Origin of the sequence: Paragemmobacter straminiformis, assembly GCF_014243445.1 — a bacterium.
Classification (GTDB): Bacteria; Pseudomonadota; Alphaproteobacteria; order Rhodobacterales; family Rhodobacteraceae; genus Paragemmobacter; species Paragemmobacter straminiformis.
The window spans coordinates 710,722-732,172 of sequence record NZ_JACLQD010000002.1 but is presented as its reverse complement, the minus strand read 5'-3'; the positions used below and the strand labels follow the sequence as shown (position 1 = coordinate 732,172).

Here is a 21,451-nt window from a genome sequence, read left to right as displayed (position 1 = left end):
GTAGTTTTCCGTGGCAACGCCAGGGGAAACCATCCATGAAATTCGGCTCTGCCCAACCGCTCCGCCGCCGCGAAGACCTGCGCTTTCTGACCGGAACGGGCCGCTACGTCGATGATATCGCCCCAAGCGACGCGCTTTACGCCTGGTTCGTGCGGGCCGATGTCGCCCATGCCGAACTTGTCGGCCTCGACCTCTCGGCCGCGCGCGCGGCGCCGGGCGTGCATCTGGTGGTTTCGGCTGCGGACCTGATCGCCGCAGGCGTCAAGATCGGGATGAAATTCGAAACCGTCGAAAACCGTGACGGCAGCGAAGGCGCCGCCCCCGAACGCCCCGTGCTTGCGCACAAACGCATCCGCTTCGTCGGCGAGGCCGTGGCGATGATCGTGGCCGACAGCCTGCAAGCCGCCCGTGACGCGGCCGAGCTGATCGACATCGAAACCCGCGATCTGCCCGTGACCATCTCGCTCGATTTCGACGGCCCCGCCATCCACCCCGAAGCGCCCGCCAACCGCGCCTTCGACTGGGGCATCGGTCAGGAAGCGGCGGTCGAGGCCGCCTTTGCCGCCGCCGCCCACACCACCAGCACCGAGGTCATCCACAACCGCGTCATCGTCAACAGCCTTGAAACCCGCGGCGCATGGGCCGAATGGACAGACGGCCGCCTGCATCTTTGCGTGAACGGGCAGGGCGTCTGGGGCGAAAGGAAGGAACTCGCCCGCATGCTGGGCCTTCGGCGCGAAGCCGTCCGCGTCACCAACCCCGATGTCGGCGGCGGTTTCGGGATGAAATCCTTCAGCTACCCCGAATATCCCTGCATCGCCCATGCCGCGCGCACCCTTGGCCGCCCCGTCCGCTGGATGTCCGAACGGACCGAGGCGATGCTGACCGACAACGCAGGCCGCGACCTCGTCGCCGTGGCCGACCTCGCCTTTGACGCCGATCTGAAGATCACCGCCTACCGCGTGCGCCTGATCTCGAACCTTGGCGCCTACAACTCGGGCTATGCGCAGGCCATCCAGTCCGAGCTTTTCGCCAAGGTGCTGACCGGTCTTTACGACATCAAGACCGCATGGCTGAACGCGCTTGGCGTCTACACCAACACCGCCCCCGTCGATGCCTATCGCGGCGCGGGCCGCCCCGAAGCGATCCTGACCATCGAACGCGCGATGGACGATGCCGCGCGGCAGCTTGGCGTCGACCCGTTCGACCTGCGCCGCCGCAGCTTCATCCGCCAGTTCCCCTATGCCACCGCCACCGGCGAAACCGTCGATGTGGGCGATTTCGACCGCGTCCTCGATTCAGCCGTGGTGCAGGGCGATGTGGCAGGCTTTCCCGCCCGCAAAAAGGCGACCGAGGCCAAGGGCCTGCTGCGCGGCTTCGGCCTTGCGACCTATATCGAATCCATCCTCGGCGATGCCGACGAAACCGCGCGGTTGGTGCTTGATGATGACGGCGGCGCCACGCTTTACGTCGGCACCCAGTCGAACGGGCAGGGGCATGAAACCGTCTATGCCCGCATGGTCGCCGAACAGACCGGCATCGACGAAGATCTGATCCGCATCGTTCAGGGCGACAGCGACCGCATCGCCAAGGGCGGCGGCACCGGCGGGTCGCGGTCGGTCACCGTGCAGGGCACCGCCATCCGCGCCACCGTGCAACAGGTGGTCGCAGCCTTCGCGGCCTTCCTGCAAGAGACGCTCGACCTTCCCGCCGTCACCTTCAGCGATGACACTTTCGGCGCGGCGGGCAGCAACCTGCGCCTCACGCTGGCCGAAGCCGCCGCCCTTGCCCGCGAAAAGGGCCGCGCCGACCTTTGCGACCAATCCGCCACCATCACGCTGGAAGGGCGCTCCTTCCCCAACGGCGCCCATCTGGCCGAGGTCGAGATCGACCCCGAAACCGGCGCGCTCCGGCTTGACCGCTACACCGTGGTCGATGATTTCGGCACCCTGATCCAGCCCACGCTGGCGATGGGGCAGGTGCATGGCGGCGTGGCACAGGGTTTCGGTCAGGCCGTCACCGAAAACGGCGTCTATGACGCCTCCGGCCAGCTTCTCACCGCCAGCTTCATGGATTACGCCATGCCCCGCGCCACCGACCTGCCTTTCATCGCCTTTACCAGCGAACCCACGCCTTCGATCATGAACCCCTTGGGCATGAAAGGCTGCGGCGAGGCTGGCACCGTCGGCGCGCTTGGCGCGATCTCGAACGCGGTGCGCGATGCGCTCGCGCCAAGGGGTGTCAGCCGCGTCGACATGCCCTTCACGCCGCTGCGCATCTGGCAATGGCTGCAAGAGGCGCGGGGCTGAACCATGCGCAACGTCACACTCGCCGCCACCCAGTTCGCCTGCTCGTGGGATCTGCCCGCGAATGCCGACAAGGCCGAAGAGCTGATCCGCCGCGCTGCAAAGAACGGCGCGCAACTTGTTCTGATACAAGAGCTTTTCGCCGCACCCTACTTCTGCATCACCCAGCGGGCCGAGTATTTCGATCTGGCCCTGCCTGCCGAAAACCACCCGCTCATCGCCCGCTTCTCGACGCTTGCGCGCGAACTCGGGGTGGTGCTTCCGCTGTCCTTCTTCGAAAAGGCGGGGCAGGCGCATTACAATTCCCTCGCCATGATCGACGCCGACGGCGCGGTGCAGGGCATCTACCGCAAAAGCCACATCCCGCAGGGGCCGGGCTATGAAGAGAAGTATTACTTCTCGCCGGGCGATACGGGTTTCCGCGTCTGGGATACGGCCGTCGGCCGCATCGGTGTCGGCATCTGCTGGGACCAGTGGTTCCCCGAGGCCGCGCGCGCGATGGCCCTGCAAGGGGCCGAGATGCTGCTTTACCCCACCGCCATCGGGTCCGAACCCCCGGCACCGGGCTATGACAGCCAGCCGCATTGGGAGATGGTGATGCGCGGCCATGCCGCCGCCAACATCATGCCCGTGATCGCCTCGAACCGCATCGGCACCGAAACCGCACCCGAAGGCACCGCCGTTACCTTCTACGGCTCGTCCTTCATCACCGACCACACAGGCCAGCTTGCCGCCAAAGCCACGCGCGACGGGGAAGAGGTGCTTCTCGCCACCCTCGATCTGGACGCCATAGCCCTGCTCCGCCGCAGCTGGGGCCTGTTCCGCGACCGCAGGACCGATCTTTACGCCCCCGTCACCACGCTTGACGGCACCACGCGGCCCGAATGAAAACGGCGGCCCGATGGGCCGCCGCTTTCCATTCCAACCGACCGCTCAGCGGTGACGGATATCCACATAGTCGCGCTGCTTCTCGCCGATGTAAAGCTGACGCGGGCGGCCGATCTTCTGGTTCGCCTCGCCGATCATCTCTTTCCACTGCGAAATCCACCCCACCGTGCGCGAAATCGCAAAGATCGGGGTGAACATCGAGGTCGGGAACCCCATCGCTTCCAGAATGATCCCCGAGTAGAAGTCGACGTTCGGATAAAGCTTCTTCGAGATGAAGTAATCGTCCGACAGGGCGATCCGCTCCAGCTCCTTGGCCACCTGCAACAGCGGGTTGTTATGCGCGCCCAAAAGGTCAAGCACCTCGTCGGCCGATTCCTTCATCACCGTCGCGCGCGGGTCGAAGTTCTTGTAGACGCGGTGGCCAAAGCCCATCAGGCGGAAGCCGGAATTCTTGTCCTTCGCCTTGGCGACATATTCCGGAATACGGTCGACCGTCCCGATTTCCTTGAGCATTTCAAGACAGGCCTGGTTCGCGCCGCCATGCGCCGGACCCCACAGGCAGGCAATCCCCGCCGCGATGCAGGCAAAGGGGTTCGCACCCGAAGACCCCGCAAGGCGCACGGTGCTGGTCGATGCGTTCTGCTCGTGGTCGGCATGAAGCATCATGATCCGGTCCATCGCCTTTTCCAGCACCGGATTGACGACATAATCCTCGGCCGGAACCGCAAAGCACATGTGCAGGAAGTTGCCCGCATAGCTATGCGCGTTCTTGGGGTAAACAAAGGGCTGGCCGACCGAATACTTGTAGGCCATCGCCGCGATCGTCGGCAGCTTGGCCACCATGCGGATCGCCGCGACCTCGCGCTGCCACGGGTCATTGATGTCAAGGCTGTCGTGGTAAAAGGCCGACATCGCGCCGACCACGCCCACCATCGTCGCCATCGGGTGGCTGTCACGGCGGAAACCGCGGAAGAAGTTGTGCATCTGCTCATGCACCATCGTGTGGCGCGTCACGCGGCCCTTGAAATCGGCAAGCTGCGACGCATTCGGCAATTCGCCGTACAGCAGCAGGTAGCACACCTCGAGATAGGTCGACTGCTTGGCCAGTTGCTCGATCGGATAGCCACGGTGCAGCAGCTCGCCCTTGTCGCCGTCGATATAGGTGATGGCGCTTTCGCAAGCCGCGGTCGAGGTGAAGCCGGGGTCAAAGGTAAAGACATCCGCCTCGGCGTAAAGCTTGCGGATATCCAGCACATCGGGGCCGAGCGTCGGCGAATGGATCGGCAGGTCGTATGACTTGCCGTCGAGCGTCAGTGTCGCGGATCTTTTGGCGTCGGCCATCTCTCAACTTCCCCTTGAAAACCGCAGACCGGAGCAGACCGGGTGCGGCATATGCAGCCAAGCGGTCGGGGGAAGGTGCCGGAATCAGCCGGCGGCATCCTCCAGCCGCGCAATCGTCTCGTCCCGGCCTATGACAAGCATCATGTCATAGACGCTGGGTGTCGCGGTTCGCCCCGCAAGGGCGGCGCGCAGTGGTGCAGCCAATTTGCCAAAACCGATGCCGTGGGCCGCGGCGATTTCGGTCAGGATCGGCTCCAGAGTCTCTTTCGTCCAGCTACCAGTTTGCAGGCGCGGCGTCAACGATTTCAGTATACCACGGGATACCGTATCCAGTGCGGCCGCCGCCGCCTCATCGGCCACGACGGGGCGGGAAATCAGCGCGAAATGTGCCTTTTCAAGCAGTTCGGGGAAGGTTTTGGCCCGGTCCTTGACGCAATACATCGCGCGGGACAGAAGGTCGCGCTGTGCGTCGGTAAGCAAGTCCCTGTGCGCTGCGACAAGATAGGCCTCCAATTCATGCAGCAGCGCAGCATCGTCGGCCGCCGCGATGTGCTGGCCGCAGATGTTTTCCAGCTTCTTGAAATCAAGCCGCGCGGGCGAGCGACCGATTCCCCCCAGATCGAACCATTCCATCGCCTGCGCGCTGGTGAAGAATTCGTCATTGCCATGCGCCCAGCCAAGCCGCGTCAGGTAATTCCGCATCCCCGCCGCCGGATAGCCCTGCGCCTGATAATCGCCCACCGCCGTCGCCCCGTGGCGCTTGGACAGCTTCTTGCCGTCGGGTCCGTGAATCAGCGGGATATGCGCCCAGACCGGAATATCCCAGCCCATCGCGTCATAGACCATCTGCTGGCGCGCGGCGTTGTTCAGGTGGTCGTCGCCACGGATCACATGCGTGACCCCCATGTCATGGTCATCGACCACAACCGCCAGCATATAGGTCGGCGTGCCGTCGGATCGCAGCACGATCATATCGTCAAGCGTGGCATTCTGGATCACCACGCGCCCCTGCACCTGATCGTCGATCACCGTCTCGCCGTCGCGCGGGGCCTTCATGCGGATGACATAGGGCAGATCGGGGTAATCGGCGGGCGCCACATCGCGCCACGGGCTTTGGAACACCGCATAGCTTGCCCCCGCCGCTTCCTGCGCGGCGCGATAGGCGGCAATTTCCTCTTGCGTCGAAAAGCACTTGTAGGCCGTGCCGCGCCCCAGCATCTGGTGCGCCACCTCGGCATGGCGGTCCTTGCGTTCGAACTGGCTCACCGCCTCGCCGTCCCAGTCAAGGCCAAGCCAGCGCAACCCTTGCAGGATCGCTTCCGTCGCCTCGGGGGTCGACCGCTCGCGGTCGGTATCCTCGATCCGCAGCAGGAACTTGCCGCCACGGCCACGGGCGTAAAGCCAGTTGAACAGCGCGGTCCGCCCGCCGCCGATATGCAGATACCCCGTGGGCGAGGGCGCGAAGCGGGTGACGACAGGCTTTGCGGCAGCGCTCATCGGGAATTAACCTTTCGGAAACCATCGGGGACATAGGGTCGGCGCATCTCTAGGCAATCGCGGGGCGCAAAACAAGGTGGGCGGGGCTTGGATCACATGGCCTTTGCAGCGCCTGCTTGCGGCACGCGGCCATCTCTTTCCCTTTGCCCCCGTGGGGGTTGGCACGGGGGTCGGTCTCTGGTTCTCTTTGCCGGTGGAACCCGCGCCTTCTGCCTACCTGCTCTGCCTCGCGGGTCTGGTGGCACTGCTTCCGCTGGCCCGCCGCGATCTTGCCCAAGCTCCCGCCCTGTTCCTTGCCTGCCTGCTTGCCGGTGTCATTGCCGCCGGATTGCGCGCCCATCTCGTGCAGGGTCCGATGCTGCAAGGCAGGTATTACGGCCCCGTCACCGGCCGCGTGGTCGAGGTGGACCGTTCGCAAACCGATGCCCTGCGCGTCACCCTCGACCGCGTGGCACTCGACCGCGTGCCCCCGGGCCGCACCCCCCTTCGCGCCCGCATCTCGCTGCACGGCGACCAATCGGTCTTTACCCCGAAACCGGGGCAGGTGGTCATGGTCACGGCCAATCTTGCCGCCCCCGAAGGCCCGGTCGAACCCGGCAGCTTCGATTTCCGCCAGATGGCCTATTTCGAAGGGCTTGGCGCCGTCGGCTACACCCGCAGCCCCATGCTCCTGTGGCAGGAACCGGCAGCGGGCGAGCAGTGGATCGGCCAGCTCCGCAGCCGCCTTACCCTTGCCATCCAGTCGCGCATAGCGGGCGATGCCGGGGCCTTTGCCGCCGGGGCGATGACAGGCGACCGCTCGGGCCTGTCGCTCGACGCGGTGCAGGCGCTGCGCGATTCCAGCCTTGCCCATCTTCTTGCCATTTCCGGCATGAACCTCGCCTTCCTGATCGGCTTCGTCTTTTCCCTGCTGCGCTACGGCCTTGCGCTGCTGCCCTATGTCGCCCTGCGCATCGACACGCGCAAACTCGCCGCCCTCGTCTCGCTGGGGGTGGCCAGCTTCTACCTGCTGCTCTCCGGCGCCAATGTCGCGACCGAGCGCGCGTTCATCATGGTGCTGGTGATGCTGGGCGCGGTGCTCTTCGACCGCCGCGCCATCACGCTGCGTTCGGTCTCTCTCGCCGCGCTCATCCTGCTTCTCTGGCAGCCCGAGGCGCTTCTCGCCCCCGGTTTCCAGATGAGCTTTGCCGCCACCATCGCCCTGATCGCGGGGTTCGAGGCGATCAACGCCCGCTTGCCGGCGGGCCTGTCACGCCTCAGGCGCGAGGCGCTGGTTCTGGTCGTCTCCTCGCTCATCGGCGGGCTGGCGACCGCGCCTTATGCGGCGGCACATTTCAACCGTTTCGCGGATTACGGCTTTCTTGCCAATCTGCTCACCGTTCCCGTCATGGGTGCCGTCGTCATGCCCGCAGGCGCGATGGCCGCCCTGCTGGCCCCCGTCGGCCTTGCCGATGCGCCGCTCTGGGTGATGGGGCAGGGGGCGGGGTGGATCCTCTACGTCGCCCGTCTGGTGGCCGGCATCGAAGGCGCGGTCACCGCCATTCCCGCGCCCCCGCCCTGGGTGCTGCCGGTCCTGACACTTGGCCTCCTTTGGGCGATGCTCTGGCGCGGCGGCGGGCGGTTCGCGGGGCTGCCGCTCGTCGCGCTCGCGCTTGTCTTCTGGGCCAAGTCAGGGCGTCCGGCGCTGCTTGTCACCCCTGATGCCCGCCTTGCCGGCCTGCTTGGCCCCGAGGGGCGCGCCCTGTCGAAACCCAAGGGCGGCGGCTTTGCCGCAAAGACATGGCTTGAAAACGATGGCGATCTTGCGCCGCAGGATCAGGCCGCAGCACGCGCGGGCTTCGTTCCGGATCCGCTCGGCCTGCGCTTCACCCTGAACGGCCAACGCGGGCTGATGCTGGTGCCAAAGGCCGATCTCGCGGGCCGCGATCCCTGCACCCTTGCCGATATCGTCATCCTTCCGGCCGAAGCGACGGGCAAGGGCTGTCTGCTGATCGACCTTACGCTTCTTTCGCGCACAGGCGCCGTGGCCGTCTACGACGACCTGCGCCTCGTGCCGACCCGTTCGGCACGGCGGCTCTGGTCGCCCTAATAGGTGCGGATCAGCCCGACCAGACGGCCCTGCACCCGCACCGCATGGTCGGGAAACACCCGCGTCTCGTAGGCGGGGTTTGCCGCCTCGAGCGCGATCATGTTGCCCTTGCGGCGGAACCGCTTCAGCGTGGCTTCCTGCTCTTCCACCAATGCGACCACGATATCGCCGTTGTCCGCTGTCGATTGCTCGCGGATCACCACGATGTCGCCATCGTTGATCCCGGCCTCGATCATGGAATCGCCCTTCACCTCGAGCGCATAGTGATGCCCGCGCCCCGACAGCATCGACCCCGGCACCGCGATGTGGTGCGAAATCTCGGCAATCGCCTCGATCGGCACACCCGCCGCGATCCGCCCCATCACGGGCAGTTCCAGCGCATCGACCGACGAAACGGGAAGCGCCGCTTTCGGCGTTTCCGGCTTCGATCCGGCGATGACGCGCGGGGTGAACCCCGGCCGCTCCATCACTTCGGGCAGCTTGACGATTTCCAGCGCCCGCGCACGATGGGCCAGCCTGCGGATGAACCCCCGCTCCTCGAGCGCGGTGATCAGCCGGTGGATCCCCGATTTCGACCGCAAATCCAGCGCCTCTTTCATCTCGTCGAACGAGGGCGGATATCCGTCGCGGTCCAGCCGCCCCTTGATGAATTCCAGCAGTTCGAGCTGCTTCTTCGTCAACATGGTTTTGGCCCCTGCCGGTGGATGTTGGTATAATGTTCTGCCAGCGTTCCCGTTTTGTGTCAAGCGTAAGCAGGGCCCGCGTCACAGGGCGATGTAATCCACCACATCGCCCGCCGCGGCAGGAGGGGCCGAAACGGGGCGCACCAGCAGCGCATCGGCCTCGGTCAGAATGGTGATCAGCGCCGAATCCTGCCGCTCGAACGGCGCGATCCGGTCGCCCGACAGCCGCGCCCGCATGTAATGGGCGCGCGGCCCGTTGGCGGGCAGGGCCTCGGCCAGCAGCGCCTGCCGCACCTCTGGTCCCGCCGCCCCCAGCCCCAGCATCGCCCGCATCATCGGCAGCAGGAACAGATGGCCGCAGACGATGGACGATACCGGATTGCCCGGCAGCCCCAGCATCGGCACCCCGCGCAGGCGCCCCGCCATCAGCGGCTTTCCCGGACGCATGGCGATCTTGTAGAAGGCCCGCGCCAGCCCCATGCTTTCCGCCACCCGACCGACCAGATCATGGTCCCCGACCGAGGCCCCGCCGATGGTCACGATCAGATCGCAACTCCCGGCCATCGACAGCACGGTGAACAGTTCCGCCTCGGTGTCGCGCGCGATGGGCAAAAGCCGCGCCTCTCCCCCCGCCGCCTCGACCATCGCGGCAAGCGCGAAACTGTTCGAGGCGATGATCTGGTCAGGCGCGGGGTCTTCCCCCGGCATCACCAACTCGTCCCCCGTGGCGATGATCGCCACCACCGGACGCCGCGTCACCTGCACCTCGGCCACGTTCATCGCCGCCAGAAGCGCCAGATCGTTGGGCCGCAGCAGGCGCGGCGCAATCGTGGCCCCGGCGCGGAAATCCTGCCCCTTGGGGCGGATATGCGTGCCCGTATCGGCATCGGGCTTCAGCGTGATCCGCGCCCCCTCGCGCGTCACATCTTCCTGAATGACGACCCGCGTCGCCCCTTGGGGCACCGGCGCTCCGGTGAAGATGCGCACCGCTTGCCCCGCGCCCACGGCGCCGTGAAACGCATGGCCCGCACCCGCCTCGCCGATCACGTCAAAGCTGTCGCCCGCGACCGGATCGCCCGCCACCGCATAGCCGTCCATCGCGCTTGCGGCAAAGGGCGGTTGGTCCCGCCGCGCCACGGCCGGCACCGCCATGACGCGCTCCGCCGCATGGCGCAGCGCCACCGTCTCGGTCGGCAAGACCGCGACAAGGTCAAAGCAGCGGGCAAGGGCCTCTTCGACGGAAATCATCAAGTCGCCTCGTAACGCCCTGATTTTCCTCCATCTTTCAGCACAAGGCGAATGCCCTCGATCCGCATCGATTTCTCGACCGCCTTGACCATGTCATAGATCGTCAGGCAGGCCACCGACACCGCCGTCAGCGCCTCCATCTCGACCCCGGTCTGCCCGCCCGTCTTGACCGTGGCCTCAACCACGATCCCCGGCAGGCTTGCATCCGGCGTCAGTTCCAGCGCGACCTTGGTGATCGGCAAAGGATGGCACAGCGGGATCAGGTCGGCGGTCTTTTTTGCCGCCATGATACCGGCCAGACGCGCCACGCCCAGAACGTCGCCCTTCTTGGCGCGCCCCTCGGTGATCATCGCCAGCGTCTCGGCCCCCATCACCACGGCCCCCCGCGCCACGGCAATGCGGTCGGTCACGGGCTTGGCCGAAACATCGACCATATGCGCATGCCCCTTGTCGTCGAAATGCGTCAGGCTCATGTGCCACCTTGCGATTTCAGCGGGGCCGACAGGATCGCCCGCGTCGCGGCCTCGACATCCTTCTGGCGCATCAGGCTTTCCCCGATCAGGAAGCAGCGCGCGCCATAGCGGGCCATGTCGGCAAGGTCATCGGGCGTGTAAAGCCCGCTTTCCGAAACGATCAGCCGGTCCTCGGGCACCAGTCGCGCCAGATCGCGCGTGGTCTGCAAGGTCACCTCGAACGTATGCAGATTGCGGTTGTTGATCCCGATCAGCCCGCTTTTCAGCTTTGCCGCCCGCTCCAGTTCGGGGCGGTCATGCACCTCGATCAGAACGTCCATCTTCCAGTCAAAGGCCACCGCTTCCAGTTCCGCCGCCTGGCTGTCGCTCAGCGAGGCCATGATCAGCAGGATGCAATCGGCATTCAGTCCCCGCGCCTCGACGATCTGGTAGGGATCATAGATGAAATCCTTGCGCAGGCAGGGCAGGTCGGTCGCCTCGCTGCATTGCGTCAGGAAGGCGTCGGCCCCCTGAAAGCTCGGCCCGTCCGTCAGCACCGAAAGACAGGTCGCCCCGCCCGCCTCATAGGCTTTCGCCAGCGCCGGAGGGTCGAAATCGGGCCGGATCAGCCCCTTGGACGGTGACGCCTTCTTCACCTCGGCAATCAGACCGTAGCCGGTGCCCGCCGCCTCGTGCAGCGCGCGCGAAAAGCCGCGCGGGGCAGGGGCGGCATTCGCCGCCTCTTCCAGATCGGCCAGCGAGCGTTTCGCCTTGCGGGCGGCCACTTCTTCCAGCTTGTAGGTCTTGATGCGGTCCAGAATCGTGCTCATTGGGTCTTTCCGGCCTTGGGCCAATTGTCAGGCAGGCGCCGAGGTGATGCGCGCCAGCGCCGCCACCTTGGCAAGTGCCGCTTTGCTATCTATCGCCGCGCGGGCCAGTTCCACACCTTCGGGCAGGGTCTTTACCTTTTCCGCCACCACCAGCGCAGCCGCCGCGTTCAGCAGCACCGCATCGCGATAGGCCCCCGTCGCCCCCTCGAGCAGCGCACGGAACGCCACGGCATTCTCTGCCGGTGTCCCGCCAAGGATCGATTCGAACGGGTGATAGGGCAGCCCCGCATCTTCCGGCCCGATCTCGAACTCGCGGATGAACCCGCCTTCCACCGCGCAAATCTTGCTGCGGGCCGCGATGGAAATCTCGTCGGTGCCATCGCCGCCATGCACCAGCCACGCCTTTTCCGAGCCGAGTTTCAACAGCGTCTCGGCCATCGGCCGGATCAGCCGGTCGGTAAAGGCGCCGGTCAACTGCCGCGTCACCCCCGCCGGATTGGTCAGCGGGCCAAGGATGTTGAAGATCGTCCGCGTCCCAAGCTCCGCCCGGACCGGGCCGACATGGCGCATCGCGGGGTGGTGCATGGGCGCCATCATGAAGCCGATGCCCGCTTCCGACAGGCAGCGTTCCACCACCTCGGGGCCGACCATCACGTTCAGCCCCATTTCCGTCAGCGCATCGGCCGAACCCGATTTCGACGACAGGTTGCGGTTGCCATGCTTGGCCACCGCCACCCCGCAGGCCGCCACGACAAAGGCCGTCGCGGTCGAGATGTTCAGCGTGCCCTTGCCATCGCCGCCCGTACCGACGATGTCGATCGCTCCGGCGGGCGCCCTGACCTTGTGGCACTTCGACCGCATCACCGTCGCGGCGGCGGTGTATTCGTCCACCGTCTCGCCCCGCGTCCGCAGGGCCATCAGAAAGCCGCCCATCTGCGCGGGCGTGCCCTCGCCGTTGAACAGCGCCTCAAAGGCCGTCTCGGCCTCGGCGCGGGTCAGCGGGCGCTCGGCGGCAAGGCCGATCAGGGGGCGCAGAACGTCGCTCATGCCATCACCTTGGCGGCGGCATCCGCCTCATCAAGGAAATTGCGCAACAACTGGTGCCCATGTTCCGAGGCGATGCTTTCGGGATGGAACTGCACCCCCTCGATCAGCGCCGACTTGTGCCGCAGCCCCATGATCGTCCCGTCCTCAAGCCATGCGGTGACGTCCAGACAGTCGGGCAAGGTCGCACGGTCCACGATCAGCGAGTGGTAGCGCGTGGCCTGGAACGGCGAGGGCAGGCCCCGGAACACGCCTTTGCCCGCATGGTGCATCGTGCCCATCTTGCCATGCACGATCTCGTGGCAGCGCACGACATTTCCGCCAAAGGCCTGCCCGATGGTCTGATGGCCAAGGCACACGCCCAGCAGGGGGATTCGCGCCTCGAAGGCGGCAAGCGTCAGCGGCAGGCAAATGCCCGCCGCCGCAGGGTCGCAAGGGCCGGGCGACAGCACGATCGACGAAGGTTTCATCGCCATGACCGCCTGCACATCCAGCGCATCGTTGCGCTTCACGACGATATCGGCCCCCAACTCGCCCAAGTAATGGACAAGGTTGTAGGTGAAGCTGTCATAGTTATCGATCAGAAGCAGCATCTTGCAGGGCCTTGCCGAAGGGGGGTGAAGCCGGGAACGGGTCGGGCTATACATGGGCAGAGCGTGGGCGCAAGGTCAAGGTGACCTTCGCGCGACAGGGCCGGTAAACGGCTTGCAGCGAAAGGGGGCAGTGCGTGATCCGTGGCTTTGTGAATGGGGTGGTCTGGGGTGGCGTGGTGGCCGTGGCGGGACTCGCCGTGATCTCGCAGGTGGCCCCTTTGCCGCAATCCGCAGCCCCCGACCCGTCGCAGATCGCAGCCCCCGAACCGACAGCCACCCCCGAACCCGTGGCTGCCCCCGAACCCGTGGCAACGCCTGATCCTGCGGCCCCGGCGGATGCCAAATCCCCCGCGCCCCAACCCGCGACGCCCGAACCCGCGACGCCCGAACCCGCGAAAACGCCCGCCCCGTCGCCCGAATTCGCGTCGCCAGAATCCCCGTCACCCGCCCCCGCGCCGCAGGTCGGGGGCGATGCCGCCCCGGACAGCCCCGCGCAGCCCGAGGCATCGGCCGATGCCGCAACGCTTCCCGCCAGCGACAGCGCCGCCCTTCCTGCCGCCGGACCCGTGGCCACTCCGGCCCCCGCCACGGCCGAGGATGCGCCTTCCGCCACCGAACCGCTGCCCAGCCCGCCGCAAGAGGTGCTGCTCGAACCCCTGCCGGTCCCGCCCGCCGCGCCAAAGATCCTGCGGCCCGAGGGCAAGGCCATGCCCGGCGATGCCCCGCGCCTGATCCAGCCCGATACCGCGCCGCTCGCCGGAACGCCCGCGCCCGATCTGCCGCGCATCGGGGATGCAACCGCACCCGCCGAACCCGCGCCGACACCCGCGACAGCGCTCGAACTTTTCGCGCGCCCCTTCGACAATCCCGAAGCCAAGCCGCTCTTCGCCATCCTGCTGCGCGATGACGGGGCCGCAGGCACCGACCGCGAAACCCTCGCCGCGCTGCCCTTTCCGGTGACCTTCGTCCTCGACCCGCTTGCCCCCGGCGCGGCCGATGCCGCCGCCATCTATCGCGCGGCGGGGCAAGAGGTGGTGATGCTCGCCAACGCCATCCCCGCCAACGCCCGCCCCGGCGATATCGAGCAAAGCCTGCAAGCCCTCGACCTCGCCCTGCCGGATGCCGTGGCCGTCATGGGCGGCGCCAACTTTCCGCAAGACAGCCAGCAACTCGCCGCCGCCGTCGTGCCGATCATCGGCGCGCAGGGCCGTGGGCTCGTGACACTGGACAAGGGCCTGAACGCGCTGGATCAGGTGGCCCGGCGCGAAGGCGTGCCGCATGCCGCCATCTTCCGCATGCTCGACGGGGGCAACGAAACCGTCCCCGTGATCCGCCGCTATCTTGACCGTGCGGCCTTTCGCGCGGCGCAGGAAGGCGCGGTCGTGGTCATGGGCAGCACCAACCCCGACACGATCGCCGCCATCCTGCAATGGAACGTCGAGGGACGGGCGGCCTCGGTCGCCCTCGCCCCGATCAGCGCGGTGATGCAGGCGCCTGCGGGCGACTGACAGGAGCGCGGGCGCGTGACAGGAAAAAGGGGGGCTGTCTGCCCCCCACGCCGCGTGCCGCGGCTCCCCCCGAGGATATTTCGGGCAAGAGGAAGCCGCAGCCCGTTCAGCCGTTGCCGCGCCTTGTGAACATGCCCGCATCTTCCGCCGCGCGGCGCAGGGCGCGGGATTTGTTCACCGTTTCCTGATATTCGGCCTCGGGGTCGCTGTCATAGACCACGCCGCCGCCTGCCTGGATGTAAAGCGTCTCGTCCTTCAGCACCGCCGTCCGCAGCGCGATGCAGAAATCCATCTCGCCATTGGCCGCGAAATAGCCCACGCCGCCGCCATAGACGCCGCGCTTTTCCGGCTCCAGCTCGTCGATGATCTCCATCGCCCGCACCTTGGGCGCCCCCGAGACCGTGCCGGCAGGCAGCCCGGCGAGCAGCGCCGAAAGCGCATCCTCGCCATCGGCGATCTGGCCCACCACGTTCGAGACGATGTGCATCACATGGCTGTAGCGCTCGATGATGAACTGTTCGGTCGGCCGCACCGTGCCGAGTTTCGCCACGCGGCCCACATCGTTGCGGCCAAGGTCCAGCAGCATCAGATGTTCGGCCAGTTCCTTCTGGTCCGACAACAGGTCAAGCTCGAGCGCCTTGTCCTCTTCCGGCGTGGCCCCGCGCTTGCGCGTGCCCGCTATGGGGCGCACCGTCACCTCGCCCTCGCGCAGGCGCACAAGGATTTCGGGGCTGGCCCCGATCACCTGAAACCCGCCGAAGTTGAAGAAGAACATGAAGGGCGACGGATTGGTCCGCCGCAGCGACCGGTAAAGCGCAAAGGGCGGCAATTCGAAGCGCTGCGCCCAACGCTGGCTCGGGACGACCTGAAAGATGTCGCCCGCGCGGATGTAATCCTTGGCCTTCTCGACCGCGGCCTTGTAGCCCTCGTGGGTAAAGTTGGACCGGGCCTCGCCCACGGGCCGCGCCTCGCCCAGATCGCGTTGCGCGGGGGGGGCGCGGTCCAGATCGCGCAGCGCGTCCATCACCCGTTCGGCGGCCTGCGCATAGGCGGCCCGCGCCGAAAGGCCCGACGCGGCAAAGGCCGGGGCGACGATGGTGACCTCTCCCTTCACCCCGTCCAGCACGGCCACGACCGAAGGCCGCATCAGCACCGCATCGGGCAGCCCCAGCGGGTCGGGGTTCACATCGGGCAGATGCTCGACCAGACGGATCATGTCATAGCCGAGGTATCCGAACAGCCCCGCCGCAATCGCGGGCAGGCCCTCGGGCAGGTCGATCCGGCTTTCCGCGATCAGCGCCCGCAGCGTGGTCAGCGGGTCACCCGTCTGCGCGACAAAGGCCGCAGGGTCGAAGCGCGCCTCGCGGTTGATGCGGCTTTGCTGCCCGTGGCACTGCCAGATCAGGTCGGGCTTCATCCCCACGACCGAATAGCGCCCGCGCACCTCGCCCCCCGTCACGCTTTCCAGCATGAAAGTGTCGGTCCGCGCCTCGCCCAGCTTGAGCATCAGCGAAACGGGCGTGTCGAGATCGGCCGCAAGCCGCGCAAAGACCACCTGATTGCGCCCCGCAGCCCAGCCGCGCTCGAACTCCTCGTAGGACGGATCGAGCTTCATGTCACTGAAGCCGCGCGTTGACCGCATTGATCGCGGTCTGGTCCAGAACGATCCCTGCCTCGGCCCCCAGCGCGTCCGAGAACAGGCTGAACGCGTCCTGCGCAATGTCGCGCCGCGCCGAAACCGCGATGGAATCGCGCAAGGCCTCGGCATCATCGCCCGTGGTCGGGGCCGGCGTGATGGCATCCAGACGGATCAGCCCGCTGAAGCCCGGCACCGAAAGGGTCGTCACCGCCCCCTCCTTCATGCCAAAGGCCGTGCGGATCACATCCGGCGGCAGCCCCTCGGGGCTGGCGTCACGCAGCAGGTTCCGGCTGGCCGAGACGATGCCGAAGCTGCCCAGCGAGGCCCCCCCCTCGACGGCGGTCTTGATCTCTTCGGCCCGTGCCGCCAGCGCCTTGGCCAACGCGTCCTTGCGCCATGCCTCGGTCACCTTGTCCTTGGCCTCGGCCAGCGGGATGGGGGCTGCGGGGATCACCTCGTCCAGACGCAGGGCAACGATGGTGCCATCGTCGAGGCCGATGGCCTCGGGGAAGTCGCCTTCCTGCACCGCTTCCGCAGCCTTGCGGAAGCCTTCGAAGGCGGCAATCCCTTCAGACGCCGTCTCGGCGGAATAATCCAGCGTCGCGATTTCCATGCCCGCTTCCTTGGCGGCTTCCTCGAGTTCGGCCCCCGAGGCGAGAAGATCGTTGATCTGCTCGAACTTGTCCGAAATCTGCTTGCGCGCCGCGACCAGCTGCAATTCGGCCTTCAGCGCGTCCTTGGCCGCGTCGAAGGTGGTTTCCTGCGCCGCGATCACCGCGTTCATGCGGAACAGCGCAGGTCCGAAATCGGTCGTCACCGGACCCACGACACCCGGTTCGGTCAGGCCGAACACCGCATCGCCCGCAGCTCCCAGCTCCTCCTTGGACACATCGCCAAGGTCGATGTCGGTCAGCGCCAGTTTCCGCTCGGCAACCAGATCCTCGAAACTCGCCTCGCCCGCGTCGAGCTTTGCCTTGGCGGCCTTGGCCTCGTCCTCGGAGGGATAGACCAGCCGTTCGACCAGACGCTTTTCCGGCACGACATATTCGGCGATCTTGGCGTCATAGGCGGCCTTCACCTCGGCGTCGTCGACGGTGATCGACGGGGCCAGCATCTCGGGCCGCAGGGCGGCATAGGTGATGCGCTTGGCCTCGGGCTTGGTGAAGCTGTCGATCTGCGCGTCATAGACCGCCTGCAATTCGGCATCGGTCGGGGCGGGCAGGGGGGAGGTCAGATCGGCCTCGGCCAGCGCCAGAACCGAAAAGGACCGCTTCTCGTCCTGCCAGGCGGCCAGCGTGTCGACATAGGCCTTGGGCGCCGCGAAACCGCCGACGACCGCGCCTTGCAGCACCGACCGCGCGATATCGGCCCGCATTCCGGCTTCGAACTTCGCTTCCGTCAGGTTGTTGCGGTCCAGCGCAAAGCGATAGGTCTCGCGGTCGAAAGCGCCCGAGGCCCCCTTGAACGCGTCCATCTTCTGGATTTCCGCAGCCAGCGTCGCATCGCCCGCCGAAATCCCGATCCGCGCGGTTTCGTTGTCGAGTGCGGTCTTGGCGACAAGGCTGCGCAACACCTGCTGGTCCAGCCCGAAGGCGCGCGCCTGTTCCAGCGTGAGCTGCATCCCGAACTGGCGCGACATCTGGTCGACCTGCTGGCGCAGGGCGCGGGCATATTCGTCAACCTCGATCTCGCGCTCTCCGACGCGCCCGATGCTTTGCACCCCGCCGCCGAAATTCGTTACGCCAAAGCCGCCAAGGCCCAGCATGATCAGGACCAGAAGCCCCCAGACAAGGGTCGATCCGACCTTGCGCTTTTTCTTCGGGGCGTCGTCGTCGTCGTGCTTTGCCATCGTCTCGCCTTACGGGCTGAAAAACCATCCGCGTCTGTCTATGCGGTCACGCCGCAGGGGGCAAGCGGGCTAGAGCCGCAGCGCGGCGAGACGGCGGAACATCTCGGCGATTCCGGCGGCATCGACATTGGCAAAGGCGATGCGGATCTGCCGCTTGCCGGCTTCGGACCCCGCGGGCTGGAACATGGTGCCGGGCAGCATGAGCAGCGACGCCTCATGCACCAGACGGCGGCACAATTCGTCCGAGGGCATCGGATAGGGGTGTTCCACATAGGCGAAATAGGCCCCGCACCCCAGCAGCTTCCAGTCGGGCAGGGCGGCAAAGCCCCCGACCATCGCCGCACGGCGGGCAAGGATTTCAGCCCTCTCCCCCGCCACCCATTGCGACAGGTTCCGCATCCCCCAAAGCGCGCCGATCTGGCCAAGCTGGCTCGGGCAGATCGCCACGCAATCAAGGAATTTCTCCACCTCGGCCAGCCGCGCCACGCTGGCGACAATGGCCCCGACGCGATGCCCCGTCAGCCGGTAGGCCTTTGAGAATGAATAGAGGTGGATGAAGCTCTCGTCCCAATCGGGATCGGTGAACAGCTCATGCGGCCGCCCCGTGCGGCTGTCGAAATCGCGGTAGGTCTCGTCCACGATCAGGGCGATGCCCTTCGCGCGGGCCAGATCGCGGAAGGCGGCAAGCGTCGCGGCCGGATACTCGCTGCCGCCGGGGTTGTTCGGCGAGACCAGCACGATCGCCTTGGTCCGCTCTGTAATCAGCCCTTCGGCGTCACCGGCGCGCGGGATCAACCCTTCGCCCGAGGCAAGCGGCACGGTGGTCACACCCGCCATATCAAGCCACATCTTGTGGTTGAAGTACCACGGGGTCGGCAAGATCACCTCGTCCCCATGCCCTGCAAGGGTCGACAGGATCGCGGTAAAGGCCTGATTGCAGCCTTGGGTAATGGCCACCTGTCCGGGCAGGATCGTGCCGCCATAGGCCGCCGACCATTGGCTTGCAATCTCGGCCCGCAATTCGGGCATGCCCAGCACGGGTCCGTATAGATGCGCCGCATCGTCATGCAGCGCCGCATCCGCCAGCGCCTGCCGCAACCCGAGCGGCGGCGGCTCGACGGGGGCGGCCTGGCTTACGTTGATCAGCGGGCGGTCGGGCGGAAAGACGGCCCCCTGCAACCAGCGCCGCGCCTCCATCACCGGCGGCGGATCGGTTGCGGCCATCGCGGGGTTCAGCGGCAGGGTCATCGGGCGCGTCCTTTGCAAGCAGGTCGCCCGATATGATCCGCTTGGGGCGTGGAGTTCAAGCCATCACCCGAAGCGCGGAAAATGACGCATTTTCCGCGACGATTTCTGACGCAGAAATCGGGGGCGCACCGCCCGCCACCGGAAATTGCGTCAATTTCCGGCGCGAAGTCTGCGTCAGACTTCGCCTTGCCGTCAGTCGGTGCCGCGGAAGGGCTGGACGTATTGCAGCGCCATGTCCCACGGAAAGAAGATCCACGTATCCTGGCTCACCTCGGTCACATAGGTATCGACCTGCGGCTTGCCATGCGGCTTGGCATAGACCGTGGCGAACTGCGCCTTGGGGTAAAGCTTGCGCACCAGTTCCAGCGTCTTGCCCGAGTCGACAAGATCATCGACGATCAGGATGCCCGTGCCGTCGCCCATCAGCTCTTCCTGCGGCGATTTCGTCACGCGGGATTCGGTCTGGGTCTGGTGGTTGTAGGACTTGACGCTGATCGTATCGACGATGCGGATATCAAGCTCGCGGCTGACGATCATCGCAGGCACCAGCCCCCCCCGCGTGATCCCGACGACCGCCTTCCACGCGCCATTCTCGCCCGGACCCTTGCCGTCCAGACGCCATGCCAGCGCCCGCGCATCGCGGTGAAGCTGGTCCCAGCTGACGTGAAAGCCCTTTTCATGTGGCAAACGGTCGTTCATGGCATCCCCTCAGGTGGCAATGATCTTGAGGCCGAGCAAGCCCAGCATGGCCCCGAAGCTGCGGTCGATCACGGTCTTCAGGCTGATATAACGCGCGCGCGTCCGGTCAAGCGAGAAGATGCGCGCAACCAGAGTATTCCAGCAGGTTTCCGACAGGAAGATCACCCCGAGCAGCAGGCCAAGCACCCAATAGGGTGTCTCCGCTTCAAGCGTGCCGAGGAAGATCGAAGAGAACATCACCGCAGCCTTCGGGTTGGACAGGTTGGTCCACAGCCCCAGCCGGTAGGCGGCAAAGGCCGACCGCGGCAGCGGGCGCGTGTCCTCGGTGCGGAACGGCACCTTGGCATCGCGCCACAGATGCCAGGCCATCCAGCCCAGATAGCAGGCCCCGCCGATCTTCAGCGCCCAAAGCAGCGACGGGGCGGCGGCAAAGACCACGCTCAGCCCGAAAACGGCGGCCAGCGCCCAGATCACCGCGCCGCTGGCGATGCCCATCGCAAGCATCACGCCGGTCCGGAACCCTTCTGTCAATCCCGTCCGCGCCGCCATCAGCACGGCAGGGCCGGGGCTTATGGCGGCAAAGACCACAAGTCCGGCAAAGGTGGCAAAGGCGGCGGGGGTCACGCGCTCATTCCTTGCCGTTCCGCCCCGTCACCGCGTCGATGTCGGGCGCATCGACGGCCTTCATGCCCACGACATGGTAGCCCGCATCCACATGCAGGTTCTCGCCCGTGGTGCCCGAACCAAGGTCCGACAGCAGGTAAAGCGCGGCCTTGCCCACCTCTTCCTGCGTCACGTTGCGCCGCAGGGGCGAATTCAGCTCGTTCCACTTCATGATGTAGCGGAAATCGCCGATCCCGCTGGCGGCCAGCGTCTTGATCGGCCCGGCCGAGATCGCGTTGACGCGGATGCCGTCCTTGCCAAGATCCTCGGCGATGTATTTCACGCTCGCCTCGAGCGCCGCCTTGGCAAGCCCCATCACGTTGTAATGCGGCATCACCTTTTCCGCGCCGTAATAGGTCAGCGTCAAAAGGCTGCCTCCGGCGGGCATCATCGCCGCAGCCCGCTGGCAGATGGCGGTAAAGGAATAGACCGAGATGTCCATGGTCATCAGAAAATTGGCGCGCCCCGTGTCCACGTAGCGCCCGCGCAATTCGTTCTTGTCGGAAAAGCCGATGGCATGGACCACGAAATCGATCGTTCCCCAGGCCTCTTTCAGCCCCGCGAACAGGGCGTCCATCGACGCCTCGTCCGTCACGTCGCATTCGAACAGCATCGGCGTCCCGATCGAGGCGGCCAGCGGCTCGACCCGTTTCTTCAAGGCTTCGCCCTGATACGAAAAAGCCATTTCCGCCCCGTGGTCGGCCAATGCTTTCGCAATGCCCCAAGCGATGGATTTGTCATTGGCAAGCCCCATGATGAGGCCGCGTTTTCCTGCCATAAGTCCGGTTGACATTACTTGTCCCTCGCCCACCCTTAGTGTTGTCGCACGGGTTTAGGCGATCCCTTCGCCTGCATCAAGGGCAGGGCAGGGTGG

Annotated in this window: 18 protein-coding genes; 4 read left to right on the top strand and 14 right to left on the bottom strand. The window is 66.2% G+C overall.

Translation table 11 applies throughout. The features are described 5' to 3' along the window. Positions 1-35 precede the first annotated feature (35 nt). A complete protein-coding gene (locus H7F16_RS09355) occupies positions 36-2,309 on the top strand; it encodes a xanthine dehydrogenase family protein molybdopterin-binding subunit (RefSeq protein ID WP_185797287.1) in 2,274 nt (757 codons plus the stop codon). Positions 2,310-2,312: 3 nt separating this feature from the next. Further along, positions 2,313-3,194: an N-carbamoylputrescine amidase gene (aguB, locus tag H7F16_RS09350; RefSeq protein ID WP_185797286.1), complete on the top strand. Its 882-nt coding sequence runs from the start codon at positions 2,313-2,315 to the stop codon at positions 3,192-3,194. A 45-nt stretch (positions 3,195-3,239) separates the two neighbouring features. On the opposite strand, the gene H7F16_RS09345 is transcribed toward aguB, so the two are convergent. Both H7F16_RS09345 and gltX read right to left on the bottom strand, forming a co-directional pair. Further along, positions 3,240-4,535 carry a citrate synthase gene (locus H7F16_RS09345; protein ID WP_185797285.1) on the bottom strand — a complete coding sequence of 432 codons (1,296 nt, stop codon included), beginning with the start codon at positions 4,533-4,535 and terminating at the stop codon, positions 3,240-3,242. 84 nt (positions 4,536-4,619) lie between these two features. After that, entirely contained in the window at positions 4,620-6,032 is a 1,413-nt protein-coding gene (gene gltX / locus H7F16_RS09340; protein WP_185797284.1) for a glutamate--tRNA ligase, read from the bottom strand. 103 nt (positions 6,033-6,135) lie between these two features. On the opposite strand from gltX, the gene H7F16_RS09335 reads away from it, so the two are divergent. After that, entirely contained in the window at positions 6,136-8,121 is a 1,986-nt protein-coding gene (locus tag H7F16_RS09335) for a ComEC/Rec2 family competence protein (RefSeq protein ID WP_194308446.1), read from the top strand. Here the strand turns inward: H7F16_RS09335 and lexA are convergent. The 6 genes from lexA to H7F16_RS09305 form a co-directional block, all read right to left on the bottom strand. Next, complete coding sequence (gene lexA, locus H7F16_RS09330; RefSeq protein WP_185797282.1) at positions 8,118-8,804, bottom strand: transcriptional repressor LexA; 687 nt, start codon at positions 8,802-8,804, stop codon at positions 8,118-8,120. The two genes, H7F16_RS09335 and lexA, sit on opposite strands and share 4 nt — an antisense overlap. 81 nt (positions 8,805-8,885) lie before the next feature. Then, positions 8,886-10,052, bottom strand: coding sequence for a molybdopterin molybdotransferase MoeA (locus H7F16_RS09325; protein ID WP_185797281.1), 1,167 nt, complete (start codon positions 10,050-10,052; stop codon positions 8,886-8,888). Next, entirely contained in the window at positions 10,052-10,525 is a 474-nt protein-coding gene (gene moaC / locus H7F16_RS09320) for a cyclic pyranopterin monophosphate synthase MoaC (protein WP_185797280.1), read from the bottom strand. The genes H7F16_RS09325 and moaC overlap by 1 nt, the downstream gene beginning before the upstream one ends. Next, positions 10,522-11,334, bottom strand: coding sequence for an indole-3-glycerol phosphate synthase TrpC (gene trpC / locus H7F16_RS09315; protein ID WP_185797279.1), 813 nt, complete (start codon positions 11,332-11,334; stop codon positions 10,522-10,524). Before trpC ends, moaC begins: the two co-directional genes overlap by 4 nt. Positions 11,335-11,361: 27 nt before the next feature. After that, positions 11,362-12,381, bottom strand: coding sequence for an anthranilate phosphoribosyltransferase (gene trpD, locus H7F16_RS09310; protein WP_185797278.1), 1,020 nt, complete (start codon positions 12,379-12,381; stop codon positions 11,362-11,364). Beyond that, entirely contained in the window at positions 12,378-12,971 is a 594-nt protein-coding gene (locus tag H7F16_RS09305) for an anthranilate synthase component II (protein ID WP_185797277.1), read from the bottom strand. Before H7F16_RS09305 ends, trpD begins: the two co-directional genes overlap by 4 nt. Positions 12,972-13,105: 134 nt before the next feature. Between H7F16_RS09305 and H7F16_RS19990 the strand changes: the two genes are divergently transcribed. After that, positions 13,106-14,479, top strand: a complete 1,374-nt coding sequence (locus H7F16_RS19990; RefSeq protein ID WP_185797276.1) for a divergent polysaccharide deacetylase family protein — start codon at positions 13,106-13,108, stop codon at positions 14,477-14,479. Between the two features lie 106 nt (positions 14,480-14,585). On the opposite strand, the gene trpE is transcribed toward H7F16_RS19990, so the two are convergent. From trpE to fabI, 6 genes are all read right to left on the bottom strand, one after another. Further along, positions 14,586-16,094 carry an anthranilate synthase component I gene (gene trpE / locus H7F16_RS09295; protein WP_185797275.1) on the bottom strand — a complete coding sequence of 503 codons (1,509 nt, stop codon included), beginning with the start codon at positions 16,092-16,094 and terminating at the stop codon, positions 14,586-14,588. Position 16,095: 1 nt separating this feature from the next. Then, positions 16,096-17,967 (bottom strand): peptidylprolyl isomerase, encoded by a 1,872-nt coding sequence (locus H7F16_RS09290; RefSeq protein WP_185797274.1) that lies wholly within the window; start codon positions 17,965-17,967, stop codon positions 16,096-16,098. A gap of 69 nt (positions 17,968-18,036) precedes the next feature. Continuing rightward, entirely contained in the window at positions 18,037-19,215 is a 1,179-nt protein-coding gene (locus tag H7F16_RS09285; RefSeq protein WP_185797273.1) for an aminotransferase, read from the bottom strand. A 192-nt stretch (positions 19,216-19,407) separates the two neighbouring features. Then, positions 19,408-19,914: a xanthine phosphoribosyltransferase gene (gene gpt / locus H7F16_RS09280; RefSeq protein WP_185797272.1), complete on the bottom strand. Its 507-nt coding sequence runs from the start codon at positions 19,912-19,914 to the stop codon at positions 19,408-19,410. 9 nt (positions 19,915-19,923) lie between these two features. Beyond that, complete coding sequence (locus H7F16_RS09275; RefSeq protein ID WP_185797271.1) at positions 19,924-20,538, bottom strand: LysE family transporter; 615 nt, start codon at positions 20,536-20,538, stop codon at positions 19,924-19,926. Positions 20,539-20,542: 4 nt separating this feature from the next. After that, positions 20,543-21,370 carry an enoyl-ACP reductase FabI gene (fabI, locus tag H7F16_RS09270; protein WP_185797270.1) on the bottom strand — a complete coding sequence of 276 codons (828 nt, stop codon included), beginning with the start codon at positions 21,368-21,370 and terminating at the stop codon, positions 20,543-20,545. Positions 21,371-21,451: the final 81 nt, after the last annotated feature.